Source organism: Promicromonospora sp. AC04 (assembly GCF_003058225.1).
In the GTDB taxonomy this organism is placed as follows: Bacteria; Actinomycetota; Actinomycetes; order Actinomycetales; family Cellulomonadaceae; genus Promicromonospora.
The window spans coordinates 269,449-292,339 of sequence record NZ_QBUG01000004.1 but is presented as its reverse complement, the minus strand read 5'-3'; the positions used below and the strand labels follow the sequence as shown (position 1 = coordinate 292,339).

The 22,891-nt window shown below is 71.9% G+C and carries 19 protein-coding genes and 1 tRNA gene; 9 read left to right on the top strand and 11 right to left on the bottom strand.

Annotation, left to right across the window (positions count from 1 at the left end):
- Positions 1 to 73 precede the first annotated feature (73 nt).
- Both C8K30_RS12920 and C8K30_RS12915 read left to right on the top strand, forming a co-directional pair.
- Positions 74 to 916 carry a thioredoxin domain-containing protein gene (locus tag C8K30_RS12920; protein ID WP_108493312.1) on the top strand — a complete coding sequence of 281 codons (843 nt, stop codon included), beginning with the start codon at positions 74 to 76 and terminating at the stop codon, positions 914 to 916.
- Positions 917 to 1,063: 147 nt separating this feature from the next.
- Positions 1,064 to 1,139 (top strand) — tRNA-Thr (locus tag C8K30_RS12915).
- A gap of 421 nt (positions 1,140 to 1,560) precedes the next feature.
- On the opposite strand, the gene C8K30_RS12910 is transcribed toward C8K30_RS12915, so the two are convergent.
- From C8K30_RS12910 to C8K30_RS12900, 3 genes are all read right to left on the bottom strand, one after another.
- Positions 1,561 to 2,109: a TetR/AcrR family transcriptional regulator gene (locus C8K30_RS12910; protein ID WP_108493311.1), complete on the bottom strand. Its 549-nt coding sequence runs from the start codon at positions 2,107 to 2,109 to the stop codon at positions 1,561 to 1,563.
- 37 nt (positions 2,110 to 2,146) lie between these two features.
- A complete protein-coding gene (locus C8K30_RS12905; protein WP_108493310.1) occupies positions 2,147 to 3,679 on the bottom strand; it encodes an MFS transporter in 1,533 nt (510 codons plus the stop codon).
- A 132-nt stretch (positions 3,680 to 3,811) separates the two neighbouring features.
- Positions 3,812 to 4,666 carry an SGNH/GDSL hydrolase family protein gene (locus C8K30_RS12900; RefSeq protein WP_369939920.1) on the bottom strand — a complete coding sequence of 285 codons (855 nt, stop codon included), beginning with the start codon at positions 4,664 to 4,666 and terminating at the stop codon, positions 3,812 to 3,814.
- A 103-nt stretch (positions 4,667 to 4,769) separates the two neighbouring features.
- Here C8K30_RS12900 and C8K30_RS12895 point away from each other — a divergent pair, with 103 nt between their 5' ends.
- The 6 genes from C8K30_RS12895 to groL all read left to right on the top strand — a co-directional run bounded on the left by C8K30_RS12895 (position 4,770) and on the right by groL (position 10,634).
- Positions 4,770 to 5,483 carry a uracil-DNA glycosylase gene (locus C8K30_RS12895; RefSeq protein WP_233257163.1) on the top strand — a complete coding sequence of 238 codons (714 nt, stop codon included), beginning with the start codon at positions 4,770 to 4,772 and terminating at the stop codon, positions 5,481 to 5,483.
- A gap of 103 nt (positions 5,484 to 5,586) precedes the next feature.
- The gene (locus tag C8K30_RS12890) at positions 5,587 to 5,895 is read left to right on the top strand and encodes a DUF3263 domain-containing protein (protein WP_108493308.1); all 309 of its coding nucleotides are present in this window, start codon (positions 5,587 to 5,589) and stop codon (positions 5,893 to 5,895) included.
- A 42-nt stretch (positions 5,896 to 5,937) separates the two neighbouring features.
- Positions 5,938 to 6,549 (top strand): LytR C-terminal domain-containing protein, encoded by a 612-nt coding sequence (locus C8K30_RS12885; RefSeq protein ID WP_108493307.1) that lies wholly within the window; start codon positions 5,938 to 5,940, stop codon positions 6,547 to 6,549.
- A 205-nt stretch (positions 6,550 to 6,754) separates the two neighbouring features.
- Entirely contained in the window at positions 6,755 to 6,958 is a 204-nt protein-coding gene (locus C8K30_RS12880) for a cold-shock protein (protein ID WP_108493306.1), read from the top strand.
- Between the two features lie 229 nt (positions 6,959 to 7,187).
- Entirely contained in the window at positions 7,188 to 8,726 is a 1,539-nt protein-coding gene (locus C8K30_RS12875; protein WP_108493305.1) for an NAD(P)/FAD-dependent oxidoreductase, read from the top strand.
- Between the two features lie 279 nt (positions 8,727 to 9,005).
- Complete coding sequence (groL, locus tag C8K30_RS12870; protein WP_108493304.1) at positions 9,006 to 10,634, top strand: chaperonin GroEL; 1,629 nt, start codon at positions 9,006 to 9,008, stop codon at positions 10,632 to 10,634.
- Between the two features lie 97 nt (positions 10,635 to 10,731).
- Here groL and C8K30_RS12865 read toward each other — a convergent pair whose 3' ends face one another.
- The 4 genes from C8K30_RS12865 to C8K30_RS12850 form a co-directional block, all read right to left on the bottom strand.
- Positions 10,732 to 11,016, bottom strand: a complete 285-nt coding sequence (locus C8K30_RS12865; RefSeq protein WP_108493303.1) for a WXG100 family type VII secretion target — start codon at positions 11,014 to 11,016, stop codon at positions 10,732 to 10,734.
- 160 nt (positions 11,017 to 11,176) lie between these two features.
- On the bottom strand, positions 11,177 to 11,881 hold the full coding sequence (locus C8K30_RS12860) for a hypothetical protein (RefSeq protein ID WP_108493302.1): 705 nt from the start codon (positions 11,879 to 11,881) through the stop codon (positions 11,177 to 11,179).
- A 168-nt stretch (positions 11,882 to 12,049) separates the two neighbouring features.
- A complete protein-coding gene (locus C8K30_RS12855) occupies positions 12,050 to 13,612 on the bottom strand; it encodes a cell wall metabolism sensor histidine kinase WalK (protein ID WP_108493301.1) in 1,563 nt (520 codons plus the stop codon).
- A complete protein-coding gene (locus C8K30_RS12850) occupies positions 13,605 to 14,330 on the bottom strand; it encodes a response regulator transcription factor (RefSeq protein WP_108493300.1) in 726 nt (241 codons plus the stop codon). Before C8K30_RS12850 ends, C8K30_RS12855 begins: the two co-directional genes overlap by 8 nt.
- A 115-nt stretch (positions 14,331 to 14,445) precedes the next feature.
- On the opposite strand from C8K30_RS12850, the gene C8K30_RS12845 reads away from it, so the two are divergent.
- Complete coding sequence (locus tag C8K30_RS12845) at positions 14,446 to 15,039, top strand: NYN domain-containing protein (protein ID WP_108493299.1); 594 nt, start codon at positions 14,446 to 14,448, stop codon at positions 15,037 to 15,039.
- A gap of 94 nt (positions 15,040 to 15,133) precedes the next feature.
- On the opposite strand, the gene C8K30_RS12840 is transcribed toward C8K30_RS12845, so the two are convergent.
- The 4 genes from C8K30_RS12840 to C8K30_RS12825 form a co-directional block, all read right to left on the bottom strand.
- Complete coding sequence (locus C8K30_RS12840; RefSeq protein WP_158281007.1) at positions 15,134 to 15,937, bottom strand: carbonic anhydrase; 804 nt, start codon at positions 15,935 to 15,937, stop codon at positions 15,134 to 15,136.
- 115 nt (positions 15,938 to 16,052) lie between these two features.
- Positions 16,053 to 18,263: a TPM domain-containing protein gene (locus tag C8K30_RS12835; protein WP_108493297.1), complete on the bottom strand. Its 2,211-nt coding sequence runs from the start codon at positions 18,261 to 18,263 to the stop codon at positions 16,053 to 16,055.
- A 125-nt stretch (positions 18,264 to 18,388) separates the two neighbouring features.
- Positions 18,389 to 20,086 (bottom strand): DNA repair helicase XPB, encoded by a 1,698-nt coding sequence (locus tag C8K30_RS12830; protein ID WP_108493296.1) that lies wholly within the window; start codon positions 20,084 to 20,086, stop codon positions 18,389 to 18,391.
- 42 nt (positions 20,087 to 20,128) lie between these two features.
- Positions 20,129 to 22,876 (bottom strand): helicase-associated domain-containing protein, encoded by a 2,748-nt coding sequence (locus C8K30_RS12825; protein WP_108493295.1) that lies wholly within the window; start codon positions 22,874 to 22,876, stop codon positions 20,129 to 20,131.
- Positions 22,877 to 22,891 lie beyond the last annotated feature (15 nt).

Here is a 22,891-nt window from a genome sequence, read left to right as displayed (position 1 = left end):
AGAGAGCGCTTGTAGGATCCTCCCGGGCGCCAGAAGCGCCCCGCCCCATTGGCCCGCATCTCGAAGGACCCCGATGTCGACGAACCAGACCAAGGCACAGCGCCGAGACGCAGCTCGTGCCGAGGCCCTCGCGCTCCAGAAGAAGCAGCAGGCGAGCGAGAAGCGCAACCGTGTGATCGTGCTGGGCGTGCTCGGGCTCGCCGTCATCGGTCTGATCGTGGCGGTGGTGCTGATCCTCACCGAGGGTCAGAAGACGCCCATGGAGAAGGTCGACAACGTCCCCGCCGGCGTGGTCGAGGACACCGGCATCCCGGTGGGTGCCGACGGCGTGGCGGGCACCTCGAACGAGGGCGCGACGACGCTGGACGTCTACGTCGACTACATGTGCCCCATCTGCGGCCAGTTCGAGCAGACGAACAGCGCGAGCATCGCCGAGATGCGCGAGGCCGGCGACATCACCCTCGTGGTGCACCCCGTCTCGATCCTGGACCGTACGTCGCAGGGCACGGAGTACTCGACGCGTGCCGCGTCGGCCGCGGCTTGGGTCGCTGACCAGGCGCCCGAGCAGTTCTCCGCGTTCCACGACGCGTTGTTCGCGAGCCAGCCGGCGGAGCAGACGGCCGGCCTGTCCGACGAGCAGATCGCGCAGGTCGCGGAGCAGGCCGGCGTGCCGGCCGAGGTGGCTGCGGGCATCTCCGACGGCCAGGCCCGGGAGACCTACGAGGAGTGGGTCGCGGCCTCCACCGACGCGGCGACCAGCGACGAGGCCCTGTTCAACGCCGACGGCGGGTTCGGGACGCCGACCGTGCTGATCGACGGCGAGCGGTTCGAGGGCTGGCAGGCTCCCGGCGCGCTGACAGAGGCGATCACGGGCGAGGCGCCCTCGTCGGAGCCGTCCACGGAACCGTCCGAGTAGTAGTTCCGAGCGTGTCGACGGCGGGGTCCCGGGCTGCGGTCCGGGGCCCCGCCGGTCTGTGTCCGGCTCTGTGTTCCGTCTGCGTTCCCAGGCCCGTGGTCCTGGACTCGGATCCGGTGGCCGGAACCGTTAGGCTGTTCCCCGCCCGCCGCCTTAGCTCAGCTGGTAGAGCTCCCGCCTTGTAAGCGGAAGGTCGTCGGTTCGAACCCGACAGGCGGCTCCAGACGTTCCAGCAGTCCAGCGCCGTTGTGGTGCTGGACTGCTGCCGTTCCTGAGGCTGCGGATTGGGCCCAGCCTGACCAATTGCCTGACTACGCACTCCGGTCACCGCCAAGCCTTCGCCTCGATGCCGGTGGGCGCGCTCACCGGCACAGACGGTCTCTGGTCTACCGGTCGCATGGTTTTCCAGTCGTTCAATCGCATGCTTGCGTGGTCGGGTCGACGGCGCTCATCGACGAAGTTGCCTAAGAATCGCCGACGAAGTTGCCTAAAAAGTCTCGACGAAGTTGCCTAGAATTGAACGACGAAGTTGTACAACAGCGGCCAAGATGGTCGCTCGGCGAGAGGCTCATGGTGTTGCGGTCGTGCCGCTCGCACTGCTTGGTCCTTGATGCCAGTTCCAGGTTGGCGTGAGCTGACAGAAATCAGCTGCCGTCCGGAGCGGCGACCACCCGCGCAAGGTGCTCCGCGACCGCGCGGCGCTGGGCCTCGGGCATGATGCGGTAGGAGATCGACTCGAACATCCACAGCCCGTCGGCGGCCAGCCGGGCCACGAGCCTGGCCAGGGACGCGGGATCGGCCTCGGCGTCGTCGGCGGCGGGCGCCCAGCGCTCCAGGACCTCGCTCCAGGGCGCGGCCCACTCCGGGCGGTTGCCGGCCTCGAGCATGAGCTGCAGCTCGGCACGGGTCGCGGACTGCGCACACACCCGGATGTAGGCGGCCAGCCGTTCGTCGGGGGTGAGCTGGTCGGCGGGCCGGCCGGCGTCCGCGACGAGGGAGGCCTCCCACCGGTTGGCCAGGTGCTGGTGGATCGCGGCGAGCAGGCCCTCGCGGGACGGGAAGTGGTACATGATCCCGCCGCGCGTCAGCTCCGCCTCGGCCGCCACCGAGTCGAAGGTGACGGCGGTGACGCCCTCACGCTGGACGACACCCACGGCGGCATCGAGGATTCGGTCACGGTTGCTCGGTCGCACGGGGCCTCCAGAGTGAGTGCGTCTCGGTGAGGTCGGTTCAGTGGCCGGAGCCGTAGGCGGAGGATGCCGACCCCGGTCCGTAGTTCCGGAGCAGCACTGTGGTGACCATAGCGCCGAGGGCGAGAACCCCGGCGCAGACGACCATTACCGTGGAGTAGCTGTACCCGAACGCCCGGAACGCAGCGTCAAGGACCTCAGGTCCTGCGCCCGGAGCGGTCAGGGCGTCGCTCATGGACCGGCCCGCCGCCGCGGGAGCGTCGTCGGGCAGGCGGATCGTCATCGTGTAGACCGTCGTGAGCAGCGAGCCGAGCAGCGCGACGGCGGCCAGGTTGCCGAACTCGTAGGAGACCTCCTCCACCGAGGAGGCCATGCCTGCCCGGCGGGCCGGCGCGTTGCCGATGATCGCCGTGGAGGCCACGGACATCGCCGAGCCGAGTCCGAGACCCGTGACGAGGAGGCCGGCAAGCAGCCAGCCCATCCCGTGCTGGACGCCGACCAGGGTCCCGGCGACGCCCAGGGCCCCGACACCCAGGCCGCCACCGATCAGGACGCGCAAGCCCACGACATGGAGGAACGCCCCGCCCAGGAGCGACGACGGCAGGGATCCGATCGCAACGGCGGCCACCAGCATGCCCGACTCGAGGGGTGAGAAGCCGGCCACAAGCTGGAACCGCTGGGTGGTGGCCAGCTGCAGGCCGCCCATGGCGAACATGGCGACCGCCGCCGCCAGCACTCCGGAGGCGAACGCGGCGTTGCGGAAGATCGACAGGTCGAGCAGCGGGAAGGGCAGACGCCGCTGCCGGCGGACGAAGACCCACCACCCGACGACGGTGACGAGGCCGGCGCCGAGGACGACGGCTCCGGAGCGGTCGAGCTTGGCGACCTCCTTGATCAGGACCACCAGCCCGACCAGGGTGACCAGGGCCTGCACCGAGGAGACGAAGTCCCACCTGGTGCCGGGGTGCGGCTCGTCCTCCGGGGCGACGGCCACGACGAGGATCACGGCCACGAGGACCACCGGCACGTTGATCAGGAAGATCGAGCCCCAGGCGAACTGCTCCAGCAGCGCGCCGCCGACGATCGGCCCGAGCGCGCCGCCGACCACCGACAGGCTGCCCCACACGCTGATCGCGATGTTGCGCTCGCGCTCGTTGACGAAGGCGACCCGGATCAGGGCGAGCGTGGCAGGCATCATCGCGGCCGCGCCGACGGCCAGCAGGCCGCGGGCGGCGATCAGCACCTCCGGGGTGGGCGCGGTCGCTGCCATGAGGGAGGCCAGCCCAAAGACGACCAGGCCCGCGAGGAACATCCGCCGGTGCCCGAACCGGTCGCCCAGGGTGCCGGAGCCGAGCAGGAGCCCGGTCATCACCAGCGGGTAGGCGTTGATGATCCACAGGCTCTCGGCCCAGCTGGCCTCGAGCTCGCGGGTGAGGGTGGGCAGCGCCGTGTACAGGATCGAGTTGTCCAGGGTGATCAGCAGCAGACCGGTGCCCACGGTGACCAGGAGCGTCCAGCGCCGCTTGGTGCCCAGCGCGGACGTGTCCGCACTGAGCGGAGGACTCATCATCATGATCGTAACTGTACCATCTAGATTGTTAAGTTACGCGGTGACGACTGGCCGGCGAGACAGCAGAGGCTCCCCGGTGCGAGCACCGGGGAGCCTCTGAGATTCACCCTCGAAAGTGTAGGGGCGCACGAGGTGTCACGCGCGCGGCCACGCCTCCGGCGTCGGCCATTTTGCGGTGCGCCCGTCGCCGCTGGAGGTGCCTGTCAGCCGGCGCCTGATCCACGGGCCCACGTGCTCGCGCATCCAGGCCGCGTTGGCGCGGGCGGTCTCGCGGAAGGCGGCGGGCGGGGCGGCGTCGAGCGGGACGTCGTAGGCGGCTTCGTCCGGGTCGAGGCCGAGCGCCACCAGGGCGGCGTTCGCAACCCGCTGGTGGCCCTCGGGGGTGAGGTGGATGCGGTCCCCGGACCAGAGGCGGAGGTCGGCGAGCGACCGCATGCCCCACAGGTCCAGGACGTGCGCGCCGTGGCGGCTGGCGATGGACCAGACGTTCGCGTTGAAGATGCCCACACGGCCGTTGGTCCAGCTCAGGGCGGCGCCGGCCTTGAAGCCGGTGCCCATCAGGACGTCGGCGCCGGAGGCGCGGAGCGCGACGACCGCGTCCTCCAGCGCTGCCGAGATCGCGTCGATGTCGGCGGTGGCGCGCAGGATGTCGTTGCCGCCCCCAACCAGCGAGACGAGGTCCGGCTGGGCGTCGATCGTGACGTCGAGCTGCTCGGCGACGATCGGGCGCAGCTTGCGGCCGCGGATCGCGAGGTTCGCGTACTCGAGCGGCGCCTGGTCCGCCGCGATCCGGCGTGCGGAGAGGATGGCGGCGAGGTTGTCGGCCCAGCCGCGCTGAACGTCCGGGGCGTCGGGGTACGGGTCCCACAGACCCTCCGAGAAGGAGTCGCCCATGGCTACGTACCGCGCCCAGCGGACGGGAGTTGTCGTGGGGAGGTCGGTGGTGGGGCCTTCCGGTTCTGGGTTAGTCGTCGCGCTCACGGTGCTCATTGTCCCGCTTGCGCCGTGAAGAGTCGTCACAAGAGGGTGTGTCGGGCAGCACGAACTGTCAGTGTCGGAGGGTGCCGGTAATCTCCTGGACGTGGAGACCACCGTGAACCCGACACCCCCCGTCGACGCCGATCCCGCCTCCGGCCGGCCGCCGTTGTCGCAGGTCATCGCGCCGGACTGGGCCGAAGCGCTGGCCGACGTCGAGCCGCGCATCCATGCGATGGGCGACTTCCTGCGCGCGGAGGTCGCCCAGGGGCGCACCTACGTCCCCGCGGGGGAGAACGTGCTCGCGGCGTTCAAGCGGCCGCTCGCTGACGTGCGCGTGCTCATCGTGGGGCAGGACCCGTATCCGACGCCGGGCCATGCAATGGGCCTGTCCTTCTCGGTGCAGCCGGACGTGCGGCCCGTCCCGCGGTCGTTGGCCAACATCTACCAGGAGCTGTACGACGACCTGGGGATCGAGAAGCCCTCGAACGGCGACCTGCGGCCTTGGGCTGACCAGGGGGTCATGCTGCTCAACAGGACGCTGACCTGCCGTCCCGGCGCGTCCGACTCCCACTCGGGCAAGGGCTGGGAGGAGGTCACGGAGGCCGCGATCCGTGCGCTGGTGGCGCGGGGCGGGCCGCTCGTGGCGATCCTGTGGGGCGCGAAGGCGCGCAACCTGAAGCCGTGGCTCGGCGACGTCCCGGTCGTCGAGAGCGCGCACCCGTCGCCGCTGTCGGCGCGCAGCGGCTTCTTCGGGTCGCGGCCGTTCTCCCGGGCCAACGCGCTGCTCGAGCAGCAGGGCGCGCAGCCGGTCGACTGGCGCCTGCCGTAGGGGTCGCAGACCGAAATCGGGGTCGGCGGACAGGTCGGCGTGCAGACAACGTGAAAGGACTCAGGTGAATGACAGGCATGTTCTTGCGACCTACGGTGGGCAGATGAGCGAGCTACTCGTTTCTGGCGCCGATACCCCCGTTGTCGAGGGGGTCGGGAGCAAGCTCTCCGACCGTGACCGCGAGATCCTCGCGTTCGAGCGCAAGTGGTGGAAGTACGCGGGCGCCAAGGAGGAAGCGGCGCGGGAGCTGTTCGACCTGACCGCCACGCGTTATTACCAGGTTCTCAATGCGCTGATCGACTCTCCTGCCGCCCTGGAGCATGACCCGATGCTGGTCAAGCGCCTGCGGAGGCTCCGGTCGACCCGGCAGCAAACCCGTTCTGCACGGCGGCTGGCCGATGAGAACCACTGAGAAGGCACCGATCCGTCACAACGACCCGCTACTCTCTCTGCCGTGACGAAGAGTGGCTACCCCTACCCGCCCGACGAGTTCGACGTCGCCGTCCCCGGGGGCGCACCTGTGGGTGTGCACCGTGCACCGCGCAGCGGCTGGAGCTCGGCCTGGCCGTTCCTGCTGGTTGCCGTCGTGTGCGCCGCCGTGGCGTGGGGCGGCATCACACTGCTCTCCGGAGACGATGACCCGGCAGAGGCGTCGGGCGATCCGTCTGCCTCGGTCTCGGCGTCTGCAACGGCCCCCGCCGCGTCGCCGAGCGCTTCCCCCAGCGCGTCGCCCTCAGCCTCCGCGTCGGCGTCGACCGGTGGCATTACGGGCAACCCCGCCAATGCTGACCTGACGGCGGCGGTCCATGTCCTGAACTCGGGAGGCCCGGACGGGTCCGCGGCGGACCTGGCCGCAACGATCGTCGCGGCCGGTTTCACCGGCAACGTGCTCCCCGACGACGACACCGAGGGCTTGGGCGAGGGCTACACCGAGACCACCGTGCTGTACAGCGCGGACCGGGCGGACACCGCTGCGGCTGTCGCTCAGGCAGTCGGCGCGACCACTGCCATCGAGTCCGCGGACGTCACGGCGTCGGAATACGCGGTCGTCGTCATCGTGAAGTAGCGGGTTGGCAGATCTCACCAACCCGTACCACTACGTTGATATTCACCTGCATGGGCCTCTCTGCAGCCCTCTGACCTGCGTGTTCGCCGACCGCTTAATGCCGCATACCGGGCATAGAGGGTTCCCTGGTGTGAGACGGACCACTAGGCTCGAACCACCACGGGTCGACCGAGTGTCCCGTGCAGAGGTACAAGGAGAACTACGCATGGCCCAGGGCACCGTCAAGTGGTTCAACGCCGAGAAGGGGTATGGCTTTATTACCCCGACTGCCGGCGGCCAGGACCTTTTTGTTCACTACAGCGCGATCCAGTCCGATGGTTACCGGTCCCTCGATGAGGGGCAGGAAGTCGAGTTTGAGGTGGGGCAGGGGCAGAAGGGTCCGCAGGCAGAGCAGGTTCGTCCGCTCTGATTCGATGGGACGACGGGTGGGAAGGGCCCGCCCGTCGCCCGCCGCTCCCCCCGAGGATGCCGGGACCCAGACCCTGGCGTCCGAACTTGACGGTCGACGACGACCGGTGCCGTGCAGTGTCGGACGACGATGTCCGACGCGATCGAGCAGCCGCCCCGTACCGCGGCTGCTCGTTCTGGTTCGTGCCCGGCGCCCGCCGTCGTGCCGGTCAGCATGATTCGATGGAGGCGTGACCCTTCTCGACGCGGTGGTGGTCGGCTCCGGCCCCAACGGCCTGGCGGCCGCGGTGACGCTCGCCCGTGCGGGGCTGGGGGTCCGGGTCCTGGAGGCCCAGCCGACGATCGGGGGCGGCGCGCGCACCCTCCCGATCCCCGAGCTCGCCGACGATGCCGCCGGCATGGTCTTCGACCTCTGCTCCGCCGTGCATCCCATGGCCTGGGCGTCGCCGTTCTTCCGGGCGTTCGACCTCCCGGCGCGCGGTGTCGAGCTCGTCGCGCCGGACATCGCCTACGCCCAGCCGCTCGACGGCGGCCGGGCCGGCCTCGCCTTCCGCGACCTGGCCAGGACCACCGACCGCCTTGGACCCGACGGCGAAGCCTGGCGCGACCTGATCGGCCCCCTCGCCGCCGACTGGCAGCAGGTCACCGCGCTCGCCATGGGGGACAAGCGGACCGTGCGCGGCATGCTGGACGGGGTGGGGAGCCTGGGGAGCCCGGGCGGGCACGCGCGGCAGCCCTGGGGCCTCGCCTCGGCGATCCGGCCCGGCCTGAGGTTCGGCGCCGCACTCCTCGAGCAGGGCGGCCCGCGCTGGGACCGCCGGTTCCTCACCGAAGAGGCGAAGGCGCTGCTCACCGGCGTCGCAGCGCACAACATCACGCCGCTCCCGTCGCTCGCGGGTGCGGGCACCGCCCTGCTCCTCGCGGCCCTCGCGCACGCCGACGGCGGCTGGGCGATTCCGGTCGGCGGCTCCCAGGCCATCACGAACGCCATGGTCAGCGATCTGGAGGCGCACGGAGGCACCGTCGAGACCGGCCGCAGGGTCGACAGCTGGCCCGATCTCCCGCCCGCCCGCGCGGTCCTCTTCGACACCACGCCGAGCACCCTGGTCCGGGTACTGGGGGACCGGATCCGGTTTCCGCACCGCGGTGCCCTGGGCAGGTTCCGGCACGGCAACGCCGCGGCCAAGGTCGACTTCGTCCTGTCGGGTCCGGTCCCCTGGCAGGTGCCCGACGTCGGAGCCGCGTCGACCGTGCACCTCGGCGGCACACGGGCCGAGATGGTCGTCGCCGAGGACACCGTCGCGCACGGGCTGCACGCCGACCATCCGACGGTCCTGGTCAGCGATCCGGGCGTCGCCGACCCGGGCCGTCTGCGCGGCGCGGCGCGACCCCTGTGGACCTACGCCCACGTGCCCGCCGGCTCGACGCAGGACGTCACCGAGGTGGTCACCCGGCAGATCGAACGGTTCGCGCCCGGGTTCCGCGACGTCGTCGTCGGCTCGCGGTGCATTCCCGCCGCGCAGATGGAGCGCCACAACCAGAACTACCCGGGCGGCGACATCTCGGCCGGCGCGGCAACCATGTGGCAGATGGTCGCGCGGCCCACCCCCGCGCTCGACCCGTACCGGGTCGCCGAGGGCGTGTACCTCTGCTCGGCGTCGACCCCGCCCGGCCCGGGCGTGCACGGGATGGGCGGCTGGCACGCCGCGCGTCGGGCGCTGCTGCGGGAGTTCGACGACCGGCACACGCCCGGGCTGGCACCTGAGTAGACGCACCGCGTCTGCCCCGGCTGGCGTCCGGGTAGACCCGGCGCGTCTGCCCCGCCTGGCGTCCGGGTGGACTCGGCACGGCGTTCGCTCGCGGTGTACGCGTCTTGCACTCTCCTGGTCCGAGTGCCAATAATGTCTTAGCACTCTCCGTTCGAGAGTGACAGCAGGGTCGAATGGTGAGGCCTCCTGTCGCGGCGAGACATGATCGCTGGGGCAAGAGGCCGTCCGTCGCGGGCACCGGCCGGCCTGGACATCGCCACCAGCGGAGGATTCATCCCCATGGCCAAGATCATCGCTTTCGACGAGGTTGCTCGTCGAAGCATGGAGCGCGGGCTCAACCAGCTCGCCGACACGGTGAAGGTCACGCTCGGCCCCAAGGGCCGCAACGTCGTTCTGGACAAGAAGTGGGGCGCCCCCACGATCACGAACGACGGCGTTTCCATCGCCAAGGAGATCGAGCTCGAGGACCCGTACGAGCGGATCGGCGCGGAGCTCGTCAAGGAGGTCGCCAAGAAGACTGACGACGTCGCGGGTGACGGCACCACCACCGCCACCGTGCTCGCCCAGGCGCTCGTCAAGGAGGGCCTGCGTGTTGTCGCCGCCGGCGCCAACCCGATCGCCGTCAAGCGCGGCATCGAGAAGGCCGTCGAGGCCGTCACCGAGCAGCTGCTGAACGCTGCCAAGGAGATCGAGACCAAGGAAGAGATCGCTGCCACGGCCGCCATCTCGGCCGGTGACCCGGCGATCGGCGAGCTCATCGCCGAGGCTCTCGACAAGGTGGGCAAGGAAGGCGTCATCACCGTCGAGGAGTCGAACACCTTCGGCCTCGAGCTCGAGCTCACCGAAGGTATGCGCTTCGACAAGGGCTTCCTCGCCCGCTACTTCGAGACGGACCCCGAGCGCCAGGAGGCCGTGCTCGAGGACCCGTACGTCCTGATCGTCGAGTCGAAGATCTCGAACGTCAAGGACATGCTGCCGGTGCTCGACCAGGTCATGAAGTCGGGCAAGTCGCTCCTCATCATCGCCGAGGACGTCGAGGGCGAGGCCCTGGCGACCCTGGTGCTGAACAAGATCCGTGGCACCTTCAAGTCCGTCGCCGTCAAGGCTCCGGGCTTCGGCGACCGCCGCAAGGCCATGCTGCAGGACATCGCGATCCTCACCGGCGGCCAGGTCATCACCGAGACGGTGGGCCTCAAGCTGGAGAACGCGACGCTCGAGGAGCTCGGCCAGGCGCGCAAGGTCGTCGTCACCAAGGACGAGACCACGATCGTCGAGGGTGCCGGCGACGCCGACCTCATCGCCGGTCGCGTGAACCAGATTCGCACCGAGATCGACAAGTCCGACTCGGACTACGACCGCGAGAAGCTGCAGGAGCGCCTCGCCAAGCTGGCCGGCGGCGTGGCCGTCATCAAGGCCGGCGCGGCCACCGAGGTGGAGCTCAAGGAGCGCAAGCACCGCATCGAGGACGCCGTTCGCAACGCGAAGGCTGCCGTCGAGGAGGGCATCGTCGCCGGTGGTGGCGTGGCCCTCATCCAGGCCGGTGCCGTCGCGTTCGCCAAGCTCGAGCTCGAGGGTGACGAGGCGACCGGTGCCGCGATCGTGCGTGCCGCGATCGACGCCCCGCTGAAGCAGATCGCCGTGAACGCCGGCCTCGAGGGCGGCGTCGTGGCGGAGAAGGTGCGCAACCTTCCCTCCGGCCAGGGCCTGAACGCCGCGACCGGCGTGTACGAGGACCTGCTCGCCGCGGGCGTCAACGACCCGGTCAAGGTGACCCGTTCCGCGCTGCAGAACGCCGCGTCGATCGCCGCGCTGTTCCTCACCACCGAGGCCGTCGTCGCCGACAAGCCGGAGCCCGTCGGGGCCCCCGCCGGCGACCCGACCGGTGGCATGGGCGGCATGGACTTCTGAGTCCGGCCTGACCCGTCCGGGCTACGGTCCGGGTGCTCAGCCGACGCCGGTCGGTCACCTTCCGTACGGAAGGTGACCGACCGGCGTCGGCCGTTTTCTAGGAGAACATGCGGGTGGCTGCCGCTTCCGCCTCCGCGTAGGTGCGGGCCGCAGCCGCCAGGGCGGACTGGATCGCGTCCAGCGCGCCCTCGACCTGTGCCTGCGCGCCGCGCCACTGCGTGACCGTGCCACCGAACGCCGCGGCGGCCGGCCCCTGCCAGGTCGCCTGCAGCGCGTCGAGATTGCGCATGAGCGCCGCCACCTCCGCGCGTACCGTCGCCACCGAGCTCGCCACTGCCGCGCTCGCCTGCTCCACCTGGTCGCTGTCGACCTCGAACCGCATGACCATCACCTCCCGTGCGCCGGCCCGTCCGGCGTCGCTACGAAGGTAGGTACGCGCCGGCCGACGGCGGGGCGCTTCCGGAGCGCGCTGTGCACGGGCACGCCGAAGCCGGGGTTGTGGTCGTGCTCGAACCGCTGCGGGGCCGTGCGGAGGGTCTGCCTCAGGCGGTGCCGAGCTTCGCCTGCTCCTTGCGCAGCCGGTGCAGCTCCATGTCGAGGTTCTGCCGCGCGGGCTCCTCCCACGCGGCGCCCATCGGGCTGAGGAACAGCGACTTGCGGGCGAGCAGCCGCTCGATGACCCGGATCCGGGCTCGGATGTAGTCCTCGGTCGGGATGTGCGCGTACTCGGCCCGCACCGCCGACTTGTAGTCCTTGTAGCGCTGGGGCTCGGCGGCGAGCATCGCGAGGTCGGCGTCGTTCAGCACCGCGGCGTCGAAGTCCGTGGGGTCCGGCGCGTGCCGGACGATGGCGTTGACCAGGGCGGCGACCCGGTCTGCGGCGCGCGCGGGCACGCCGAGGCCGGTCAGCTCGTCGTGCGCCAGGATCGCCGAGGCCGTTGACTGTTCGCCACCCTGCGAGGCGTCGGCGAACTTGCGCTCCGCGTTGAACACCGCCCCGTGGTACCAGGCGGCGAGGCGCACCAGGTCGGGCTCGTGCGTCTCCTCGGCCAGCTCGTCCACGCGGTGCAGGACGGCGGCCAGGTGGCGCAGGTTGTGGAAGTGCCGGTGCTCGTCGGCCCAGCGGTCGAGGAGGGTCTGGCCGACTTCCTCGATCACCTCGGTGGCCGCCGTGGCTCCCGCGCCCACCGCGCTGCGGACGAAGGATTTGAGGAACCACTGTGGCGCGTCAGACGTCAGCACGCCCATGTGAATCTGCCTAACGGTTGAGGTCGGTCACTGCACTGCCAGCCTATTACCGATCTGGTCAGCGGTGGCTACCACCGTCTTGGATGGTGGTCATCGGCCGAGCGCCGAACGCGTCGGGCGCGCAGGTCACCGGAGTGACCTGAGCGCCCGATACGTAGTGCGGGTGCCTCAGAGCGGCAGCGTCAGCCGGACCGTGAGGCCGCCGCCCGCGGTGGGCGCCACCTCGACGTGTCCGCCGTGGGTGCCGACGATCGCCGCGACGATCGCCATCCCCAGTCCCGAGCCGCCCGACTCGCGGGTACGCGAGGAGTCCGCGCGGTAGAACCGCTCGAAGATCCGGCGGCCCTGCTCCTCGGTGAGGCCGGGACCGTGGTCGCGCACCTCGAGCACGGCCAGGCTGCCCGACGGCGGCTCGTCCGAGCTCGGATCCGTGCCCTCGCCGTCCTGCCCGGCGTTGTCGGCGTCCTTGCTGCGCTGCGGAGTGCCGTTCTGGTCCGGAGGGCCGGGCAGCACGCCGAGCGCGATCTCGGCCGGCGTGCCCGCAGGCGTGTGCCGCGCGACGTTGCCGATGAGGTTGGTGAGGACCTGTCGTATCCGGTCGCTGTCGCCCTCCACGACGAGCGTGTCGGGGACCCGGCCGGCGGCGCCGTCACCCTCGGGTGAGAGCGGCACCACGGCGACCTCGCGCGTCGGGTCCAGGGCGTGCAGGTCCTGGGCCGAGTCCCGTGCCAGGGCCGCCAGGTCGACGTCCTCCCGGGCGACGGGCCGGCCCTCGTCGAGCCGGGCGAGCACCAGGAGGTCGTTGACGAGCGTGCCCATCCGGCGGGCGGCGTCCTCGATGCGGAACATCGTGTCGTCGACCTTGTCCGTGGTGTCCAGGGCGCCCATCCGGTAGAGCTCGCCGTAGCCGCGGATGGTCGCGACGGGCGTGCGCAGCTCGTGCGACGCGTCCGAGACGAACTGCCGCATCCGCACCTCCGACGCCTCCTGCGCGGCGAAGGCCCGCTCGATCTGCGTCAGCATCGCGTTGAGCGACGCCGCGAGCGAACCCATCTCCGTGGTGGGCGGTGCCTCGGGCACACGCTGGGTGAGGTCACCGGCCGCGATCTGTGCGGCGGTGTGCTCCACGGAGCGCAGCGACCGGAGCGAACGTTCGACCAGGACCCATGCAGTGAGCCCGCCCAGGAGCACGATGCCCAGCCCGGACAGGACGAGGGTGCTGGTCAGGATCGAGACCGTGCTGTCGATGCCCACCAGCGGACGTGCCACGTAGACGATCACCTGCTCGCCGCCCGGCTGGAAAGTCACGGCCAAGGTGACGACTCGCCAGCTCTCGCTCTGCGCGGACTCGCTCGTGGCGGGCACGGTGAACGGCTGGCCCTTGCTGGCGGCGGCCTCCTCGAACGTCATGTCCGGGAGATCGGGCAGGCCGAACTGGTTGAGGGTCGCCTCGGTGCGGTTCGTCCTGACGGTACCGTCCTCGTACGTGACCTGGACGTAGTAGTCGCTGGGCAGACCCGGCCCAGATCCCTGCTGCGGAACACCCGTGGTGAGTCCCAGGGCGGCGGTGTGCAGCTCCTGGTCCACCTGCCGCTCCAGGTAGTTCGACACCACGGTGGTGGTCGCGATCCCCGCGATCCCCAGTCCGGCGGCCAGCAGCAGCGAGATGATCGCGACGAGCCGCGCGCGCAGCGGGATGCCGGAGAGGCGCTCCTTGGTCCGCTCAAGCACGGGCGGGCTGCGGGGCGCGCAGCAGGTACCCCACGCCGCGCTTCGTGTGGATCAGCGGGGGCAGGGTCTCGCCCTCGACCTCGAGCGTGTCGATCTTGCGCCGCAGATAGGAGATGTAGGACTCGACGATGTTCGCGTCGCCGCCCCAGTCGTACTGCCACACGTGGTCCAGGATCTGCGCCTTGGACAGGACGCGGCCGGAGTTGAGCATGAGGTAGCGCAGCAGCTTGAACTCCGTGGGGGACAGGTCCACCTCGACGCCGGCGCGGCGCACCTCGTGCGAGTCCTCGTCCATCTCCAGGTCGCCGACGTGCAGCACCGCCTCCTCCTCGGGGGCGGGCACGCCCGTGCGGCGCAGCACCGCACGGATCCGGGCCACCACCTCCTCGAGGCTGAACGGCTTGGTCACGTAGTCGTCGCCGCCCACGGTCAGGCCCTGCACCTTGTCCTGCGTGTCGTCCTTCGCGGTGAGGAAGACGACGGGGGTGTGCCGGCCGGTCGCCCGCATGCGGCGCGTCACGGTGAAGCCGTCCATGTCGGGGAGCATCACGTCGAGCACCACGAGGTCCGGCTCGACGTCGCGGACGAGCTGGAGAGCGCCGTTGCCGTCCGCGGCGGCGTGTACCTCGAAGCCCGCGAAACGCAGGGAGGTGGACAGGAGCTCACGGATATTCGGTTCGTCGTCGACCACGACGAGACGCGCCTCAGGAGTAGCCATGTTTCAAGTGTGCGGCTGGTTCCTGAAGGGTGCCTGAGATTCGCCCGAGAAATCGCCCCGGCTTCGGCAGAGCATCGTCCGGCCCGGTACCCGGCACGCCGCTAGGCTGTCAGGCATGTCAGCACCGTCCCCGCAGGAAGCTGGGCAGACTCCCCGGCGCACGTATCTCATCGTCGACGGTGAGAACATCGACGCCACGCTCGGCATGAACGTGCTGAACCGCCGTCCGGCACCCGAGGAGCGCCCCCGTTGGGACCGCATCTCCGCGTTCGCGGAGAAGGTGTGGTCGCAGAGCGTCGTGCCGCTGTTCTTCCTCAACGCGACGTCCGGCCAGATGCCGATGCCGTTCGTGCAGGCGCTGCTCGCCATGGGCTACAAGCCGATCCCGCTGGCCGCGCAGGGCTCGGAGAAGGTCGTCGACGTCGGTATCCAGCGCACGCTCGACGCGCTGATGGACCGCCCCGGCGACGTCCTGCTCGCGAGCCACGACGGCGACTTCCTGCCGCAGATCGAGGCGCTGCTCGACGACGACGACCGCCGCGTCGGCCTGCTGGGATTCCGGGAGTTCGTCAACTCCCGGTTCACGGACCTGGAGCAGCGCGGCCTGGTCATGTACGACCTCGAGGCCGACGCCGACGCCTTCACCACCATGCTGCCGCGCGTCCGCATCATCCCGATCGAGGAGTTCGACCCGCTGCGCTACCTGTAGCTGGAACCGGCCAGGGCGCGTGGTACGCAGAAGGTCAGGAGACCCGGACTACCGATCTCCTGACCTTCTACCGACCGTCCAGGTCAACCGGCGGTCAGCCGTCCGACACCGTGACCGTGCCCTCGTAGGCCACGCGGTCACCCTGCGGCTGGACCGGGCGGGCGTTGTCCTCGTACGCCTCCTTGAGCACGGCGATCTGTTCCGCCGACAGCTCTATGGGCTCGTGGTAGACGACCCAGTCGACGCCCTCGGTGCACGGCGGTGTCGTGAGGCTGCCCGCGTACTCCTCGAACGTCGGGTCCGTCGGCAGCATCGCGGCGACGTCGATCGGCAGCTCGTCCGAGCCCGGCTCGGCAGCGCCGTCGATGAACGGCTGCCAGTCCTCGTTCTCGGCGTCGCCCGTCTGGGCGAGCACGCCCAGGACGAGCACCTGCCCGTCCTCCGTGGTGTGGACGAAGTGGAACTCGGCGTCCAGCGCCTTGCCCTCGACGGTGTGCTCCGACGGCAGGTGGAAGTGCACCTGGGCGAGGTCGAACTCGTTGTCCTTCCACTCGACCTCGGACGCGTCGCCGTCGGGCACGAGCTGGATGGTGTGACCGGTGTCGACCGACTCGCCGACGGTGGGCGACGACGTGATCTTCGGGTGCTCAGTCAGCTTCTCGGCGGCGTGGTCGGGCAGGTCGATGGGCGACTGTGCGTCACCGGCCTCGCACGCGGCGAAGTCCTTGGTGAGGTGGCCCCACTCGTTGGGCCCCTTCTCGCCGTCGTAGGACCAGTGCACCTCGCCCTCCGCGGCGGGTGGCGGGGCGGAGGTCGCCGCCTCGTCGGGCGAGGCCGCTGCGCAGGACGCGAGCAGCGGGGCGAGGAGCAGGGCGGCGGGCAGGGCGAACTTCTTCACGAGTGACCTTCCGGAATGGTTGTCCGTGTGATCGGCAGGATGTCTGAAGATCCGCATTGCAAATTACCGCTCTTCGGACATTTCGCCGACCGCGTGACGGGTCGCGTGATCAGTGTCACCTCGCCGGCGCCGGCCACCAGGCGCGGACCGTGCCCAGCTTCCGGAGCGCTGCGGGGCGGCCGCCGCCGAAGCCACCGCCACCGAACCCGCCGCCGATGCGCGCAGTGTGGGCGCGCTTGCGGGAGCGGACTAGGTTCGGGTCGAGCAGGATGCCGCCGAGCATCATGCCGCCGGTGATCGGCCCGTTCGCGTCCGACCTGTCGGCGTCGGGCTCTGCCTCGGCGGCGACGGCCGCCACGACGGCGTCCGCGTCCTGGCGGGCGAGGCGCGTCGCCTCCTGCACCAGCGTGCTCGCGTGCTGGGCCTCGTCGAGCGCCGCGGCGGGATCGGTCGGGTGGAGCGAGTGGGCGACGTCGGCCAGCCGGACCGCCTCCGCCAGCCGCGTCCGCGCCGTCGAGCCGATGGCCCCGCGGCGCGTGGCGACGAAGTCGGCAGTCTGCCGCAGCTGTGCGTCGACCCGGCCGAGCGTGTCGCGCAGCAGCGCCGACGCCCGGGCCGCCACCTCGGTGGCGTCCCGGGTGGACGCCAGTGCGGCGTCGAGCGAGGCCTCCGCCGCGGCGATGCGCTGCAGCCCGGCCAGCGGGTCGCCGCCGTCGCGCGTCACCTCGACGTGCTTGAGCGAGGCCTGGGCGGCGGTGCGCGCGAGGGTGACCCGGAAGTCGCCCGCCACCGCCTTGGCGGAGGTCACGTCCTGGGTGAGCGACGCCACCGACTTGTCGAGGCGGCCGGCGGCCTCCTCGAGGTGGACCGCGGTGGCGTCGACGGCGTCGAGCAGCATGACTGCCTGCCCGAGCGCGTTCTGCGCGCCCCGCGCGTGCGCCACGGCGACGACCTTCTGCCCGGCGTCCAGGGCCGAGCGCCCGGCGGCCACCGCCTCCTTGGTGTTGGCGAGCAGCAGCTCCGCCTGCTCCGGGTTGCCCGACACGGTCGCCAGCGTGTTCGCGGGGTACGTCGTGGCGAGCTCCTCCAGCGTGGCGCGCGCGGCGGCAACCCGGCTGACCACCTCGGGCTCGCGGGCGACGACGTCGGCCAGCACCTCCGGGGCGCGCTGCTGCAGGCGGCGCAGGTCGTCGAACGCGCGGGTACGCGCGTCGAGCGTGTCGGCGGCGCCCTCGCACAGCGCGATGATCCGCGTCAGGCGCGCGCGCCGGCCGGCGGCCTCGGCCGCGCCGCCGTCGGGCTGCGTGCCCTCCGGCCCGCCGTCCTCCGCTTCCGCGGCCGCGACGTCCAGCTGCTGGCGGATCGCGAATGCCTCGCGGACATCGCCGGCGGCGCGCGCCAGGATCTGCTCGAAGCCCCTCGTCGCGTCGGCGCCCAGCTCCGTGCGGGCGAAGCCGAGCTCCTGCTCACAGGTCTTGAGCGCGTCGTCGATCCCGACCAGGGTCGCCGCGGCGCGCTCGTCGAGCTCGGCGAGGGTCAGGCCGGCGAACTCGTCCGGCGTCGGGCCGCCGGGTGCCGAGGTGCGTTCCGTGAGCCGCGCGAGGCGCGGCAGGAGCCGGGGCACGGCGAACCGCCACAGGACGTAGCCCGCTGCGGCGAGCACGAGGACCGCCGCCAGGGCGATGCCCGCCATGAGCAGGGGGTCGGTCGCCCCGGCCATCGCCCGGCGGACGCGGTCGGCGGCGTCGGTCGCGGCCGGGGCCCACCGCTCGTCCTCGACAGCGGAGGCGATGGTGTTGTCGATCTGCCCGAGCTGGGTGTTCGTGAGCTTGACGTTGCTGTCCGCGGACAGGCCGAACTGGTGGTCGACGGTGGCGATCGCCAGGAGCAGGTCGTCGGTGCCGAGCCCGGACTGGTTCGCGCTCGCGTTGGCCCAGTCCACGGGATCGGTGCCGTCGAAGCTCTCGATGTACACGACGAACATGCGCAGGTCGGACTCGTCGGCGAGCCGGTCGACGGCGGCCCGGACGTCCGCGCGCTCGGCGTCGGTGAGCACGCCCGCGCCGTCGGTCACGGGGTCCGTGAGGGTGATCGGCGGCGACGCGGGCAGCACGTCCGACATGAGCTGCGCCTGCGTGGCCGCCGAGAGGCGCGGCGACACGGACGGCAGCGGCTCGGCCGGCTCGCCGACCGTCGCGTTGGCGGCCTGGGAGGTGGCCGCGAGAACGACGCCGACGAGGCCCGCGAAGGCAACGACTGCCCATCCCCCGGAAGCCCGGGTGCCGGGATCGTGCGGATGCTCGTGTCTTGCTGAGGACTCGATCACGCCCTGATCGTCACCCCGGGTTCAAGACACCGCAATCGGAGGCTGTAACGCTGTGGACGTGCAACGAATCCTCAGGTGAATGCCCAGCGTGAAGGGCATTTTCACGGCCCTGGGCAGGGCCGATGTCAGGGGGCCGAGGAATCGGCCGGCGACTCGTCCAGGTCCTCGGCGTCCACGATGCGGTACGCGTACCCCTGCTCGGCCAGGAACCGCTGCCGATGGGCGGCGAAGTCCTGGTCGACGGTGTCGCGCGCGACCACCGCGTAGAAGTGCGCTGTGCGGCCGTCGGCCTTGGGCCGCATGATGCGCCCGAGGCGCTGCGCCTCCTCCTGCCGCGACCCGAACGACCCCGAGACCTGGATCGCCACCGACGCCTCCGGCAGGTCCACCGAGTAGTTGGCGACCTTGCTCACCACGAGGCGCGTTATCTCGCCCTCACGGAACGCCCCGAACAGCCGCTGCCGCTCCTTGTTGGTGGTCGCCCCGGTGATGATCGGCGCGCCGAGGTGCTCGGCCAGCTCTTCGAGCTGGTCGAGGTACTGCCCGATGACCAGCACCTGGTCGTCGGGATGGCGCGCCACGAGCTGCTCCACCACCTTCTTCTTGCCCGACGCCGACGCGGCCAGCCGGTACTTGTCCTCCAGCTCGGCCGTCGCGTACGTCATGCGCTCGCTCTCCGGGAGCGTGAGCCGCACCTCCACGCAGTCGGCGGGCGCGATGTAGCCCTGGGACTCGATGTCCTTCCAGGGCGCGTCGAACCGCTTGGGCCCGATCAGGCTGAACACCTCGTCCTCGCGGCCGTCCTCGCGCACCAGCGTCGCGGTCAGGCCGAGGCGGCGTCGGGCCTGCAGGTCCGCCGTCATCCGGAAGACCGGGGCGGGCAGCAGGTGCACCTCGTCGTACAGGACGAGGCCCCAGTCGCGCGCGTCGAGCAGCTCGAGGTGCGTGTAGACGCCCTTCCGCTTGGTGGTGAGCACCTGGTAGGTCGCGATGGTGACCGGCTTGATCTCCTTGCGGGCGCCGGAGTACTCGCCGATCTCGTCCTCGGTGAGGGTCGTCCGGCGCACCAGCTCGTCGCGCCACTGCCGCGCGCTCACCGTGTTGGTCACCAGGATCAGCGTGGTCGTGCCGGACTTCGCCATCGCGCCCGCGCCCACGATCGTCTTGCCCGCGCCGCAGGGCAGTACCACGACGCCCGAGCCGCCGTGCCAGAAGCCGTCCACGGCCTGCGCCTGATACGGCCGCATCTCCCAGGCGGCGGCCTTCTCGTGCGGCGTCCGCGGCTTGGTGACCGGACTCAGCTCGATCGGGTGCTTCTCGCCGTCGACGTAGCCCGCGAGGTCCTCGGCCGGCCAGCCGAGCTTGACCAGGACCTGCTTGAGGTGGCCGCGCTCGGAGGGGTGCACCGCCACCGTGGACTCGTCGAGGCGCTCGCCGACGAGGCCCGCCGTGCGCCGCGACTTCAGCACCTCCGCGAGGACCGCCTTGTCGGTGGTGCGCAGCACGAGGCCGTGCGCCGGGTCCTGCGAAAGCACGAGGCGCCCGTAGCGGGCCATCGTCTCGGCGACGTCGACCAGCAGCGCGTGCGGCACCGGGTAGCGGCTGAACTCGATGAGCGTGTTCACGACCTGCTCCGCGTCGTGGCCGGCCGCGCGCGCGTTCCACAGGCCCAGCGCCGTCAGGCGATAGGTGTGCACGTGCTCGGGCGCGCGCTCGAGCTCGGCGAACGGCGCGATGGAGCGGCGCGCCTGCTCGGCGCTCGGGTGGTCGACCTCCAGCAGGAGCGTCTTGTCGCTCTGCACGATCAACGGGCCGTCGGGCATGGAGTCTCCCTCAGTCTTGCTCTGGTCTTGCTCAGCTGCGGCTTACGGCGTGGACGACGTCGGCAGGACCGACGCGATGCGGTGGACGGCGATCGTCAGCTCGGCCTCTCTGTCCGGGTCGAGCGCGCGGAGCCTGCCGCCGTCGAGGTTCAGGGGCTTCAGCTCGCGGCGCTCCAGCCGGCCGGTGTGCCCGGCCACCTCGACGATCACCGTGGAACCGTCGCGGAGCGCGTCGCGTAGCAGTGCCAACCCGTCAGCGGGGTGCTGTGTTCCCGGGTCGTCGTCCTCCGGGTCGACTCCCGGGCTGACGGCCGGGCTCTCGCCCGGCGTGGCGCCGCGCGCGGCCGCCCCGTTTGTCGGCGCGGGCGGCACCGGGGGACCGGTCGGCCCCGGCGGGACCTCTGCAGTGCTCACCCGGTTCAGCCGGCTGCCGACCACACGGTAGCCGCGCAGCGGGATGCCGCCGCCGGTCGCCGTCACGGAGTGCGCCACCTCGGCCGCGTCCGCCCGCGCCCGTGCACCGGCCCGCGCCGCCGTCTCGACGGCGCGCAGCTCGGCGACCAGGGCCTCGGGATCGGGCGTGCGGGTTGCGACGTCGGACGCGGAGCCCATCCGGATCGCGGCCGCCGAGCGCGGGGCCGGCATCGCCCGGCCCGTCACGCCCCGGCGTGCGACGAGCACCTGGCCGTCCGGCCCTTCGAGGGCCGAGACCAGGCCACGGCTGCGCAGGGTCTCGTGCAGGGTGGCCGCGGGAACCGACGCCGCGAGCACGGTGGGCGCGAGCCGCACCAGGCCCAGGCTGACGAGCGTCGGGTCGTGCTCCAGCCCGGCGAGCACGGTGGCGTCGGCCGCCCGCAGGTATGACGACGCCGAACCCACGCGCACCGCGCCGTGCCGCCGGGCGGTGTCCCGGACCAGGTAGTCCAGGGGCTGCGGGACGGGCACGGGCGACCGGTGGGCCAGCTCGTCCAGCAGGCCGTCAGCGGTCTCGCCCTGGTCGAGCGCCCTCGTGACCGACGCCGGGCTGAACCGCACGGTCGTCGCGGCGCCCCGCGACTCGATGTCCGTGGACCGCTCCAGCAGCCGCGCCAGCTCGCGCGTGGGGCGGCCCGGGACGATCCCCGTGAGGTCGCCCTGCAGCAGGATCTCGTCCACCTCGTGGGGGAGGACCGCACGCAGCGCAGCGGCGATGGCGCCCGGTACCTGGGGCTGGTCGGGTGGGACGGGAAGCAGGGCGCGGCCCGGCGTCGACAGCGCGCCGGCCCCGGTCACGCCCAGCCACTCCGCCTCGGCCAGCAGGCCCTCGACCGCGCTCGCGGGCGGCACGGAGCGGGGCGTGTGCCAGGTCAGCACCTCGACGACCGCGCCGGGAGCCGGCGCGAGCACGGTCTCCTCGGCCGACCCGGCGGCGAGCACCCCCAGCACGCCGTTGCGCAGGCGCGGCACCCACGGCCGCTGCAGGTCGGGCGACAGCGGCGCACGCAGCGCGCCCTTGTCGTCCCGCGAGCCCACGAGCCACGGCGCACGGCGGGAGGCCAGCCAGGCCTCGACCAGCCGGGCCCAGCGGGTGGCGTCGTCCAGGTCGTCCCAGTCGGTGACGGTCGGCACGTACGACGGCGGCGCGTCGCCGTCGTCCCGTACCAGGCCGGCCAGGGCGGCGACCTCGATCACGAACGCCGTCGCGCGCTCGTCCGCCTCGAGCTGGACGGCGACCCGGCGCAGGTCGCGCACGCCCAGGCCACCCGCCCGGAGGACCGACGGCGGGTGGCCGTCCCAGTACTGCCGCAGCACCCGCACGCGGCGGACCAGCTCGAGCGCGGCGCTCGCGGCCTCGGCGTCGACGGTGGCGGTGCGGACCGTGCGGCCCTGCAGCCCGGGTGCGCGGGTGTGCGGCTGGCGGTGGGTGTGCCCGCCGCGCAGCGCCAGCCCGACCAGGCGCGGCAGGACCACGTGCCGGGCGTCCGACCGGACCAGGAGATGCTCGGTGACCAGCCAGTTCACCGCGTCGCGCGGCCGGGATCCCGCGGGCGGGACGACGCCGACCGGCGGTCCCCAGGCGAGCGCGTCGAGGATCGTGCGGGCGCCGGGGGGTGCCCCGGCGAGGAGCGTGTCGAGCGCCGCGGCCGTCTCGGCCGGGCCGGGAGCCGAGCCGAGCGACCGCCTGACCGCCTCGGTCAGCCCCTCCGGGACGGGGTCGAGGTGCGGGCCCAGGCCCGCGGGGTTCGGGCCGAGCAGCTCGTCGAGCCCGGGCGTTGTGCGCAGGTCGACGGGCGCCACCAGGGCGGTGCCCGGGCCTGCTGACGCCTCGCCGCCCTCGACGTCGGGACCGGGCCCGGCGTCCCAGAGCAGGGCCTGCTCGACGGCGAGGCGCACGGCGGCCTCGACCCGGGGCCGGTCCTCCGCGGACCCGCCGAGCGCCCAGCTGACCACCTCGGTGCTGAGGGGTCCGGGCGGCGGCCCGCCGGCGCCCGCACCCGGCGGGGTGTGGTCGCTCCGCTCCGGTACCTCGCGGGGGCCCTGCGACTCGGGCGGGGCCCGGAAGACCGGCTCGAGCGCGAGCACCGTCTCCAGGACCTGCAGGGTCAGGGCGTCGGTGCGCGCGAGAGCGCGTTCGAGCGAGGTGCGGCTCGACGCACGGGCTGCGAGCGAGCGAAGTGTCGAGGGGGATGGAGCGGCAAGATCAGGACGGGCGCGCAGGAGCGCGGCGAGCGCGGTGTCCGAGCGCTGCCGGAGGTCGTCGGCGAAGTGCCGCGTGGCCGCCGCCGGCGCTGCGGGGAGCGAGGAGGCCATCCTGACGATGCTACG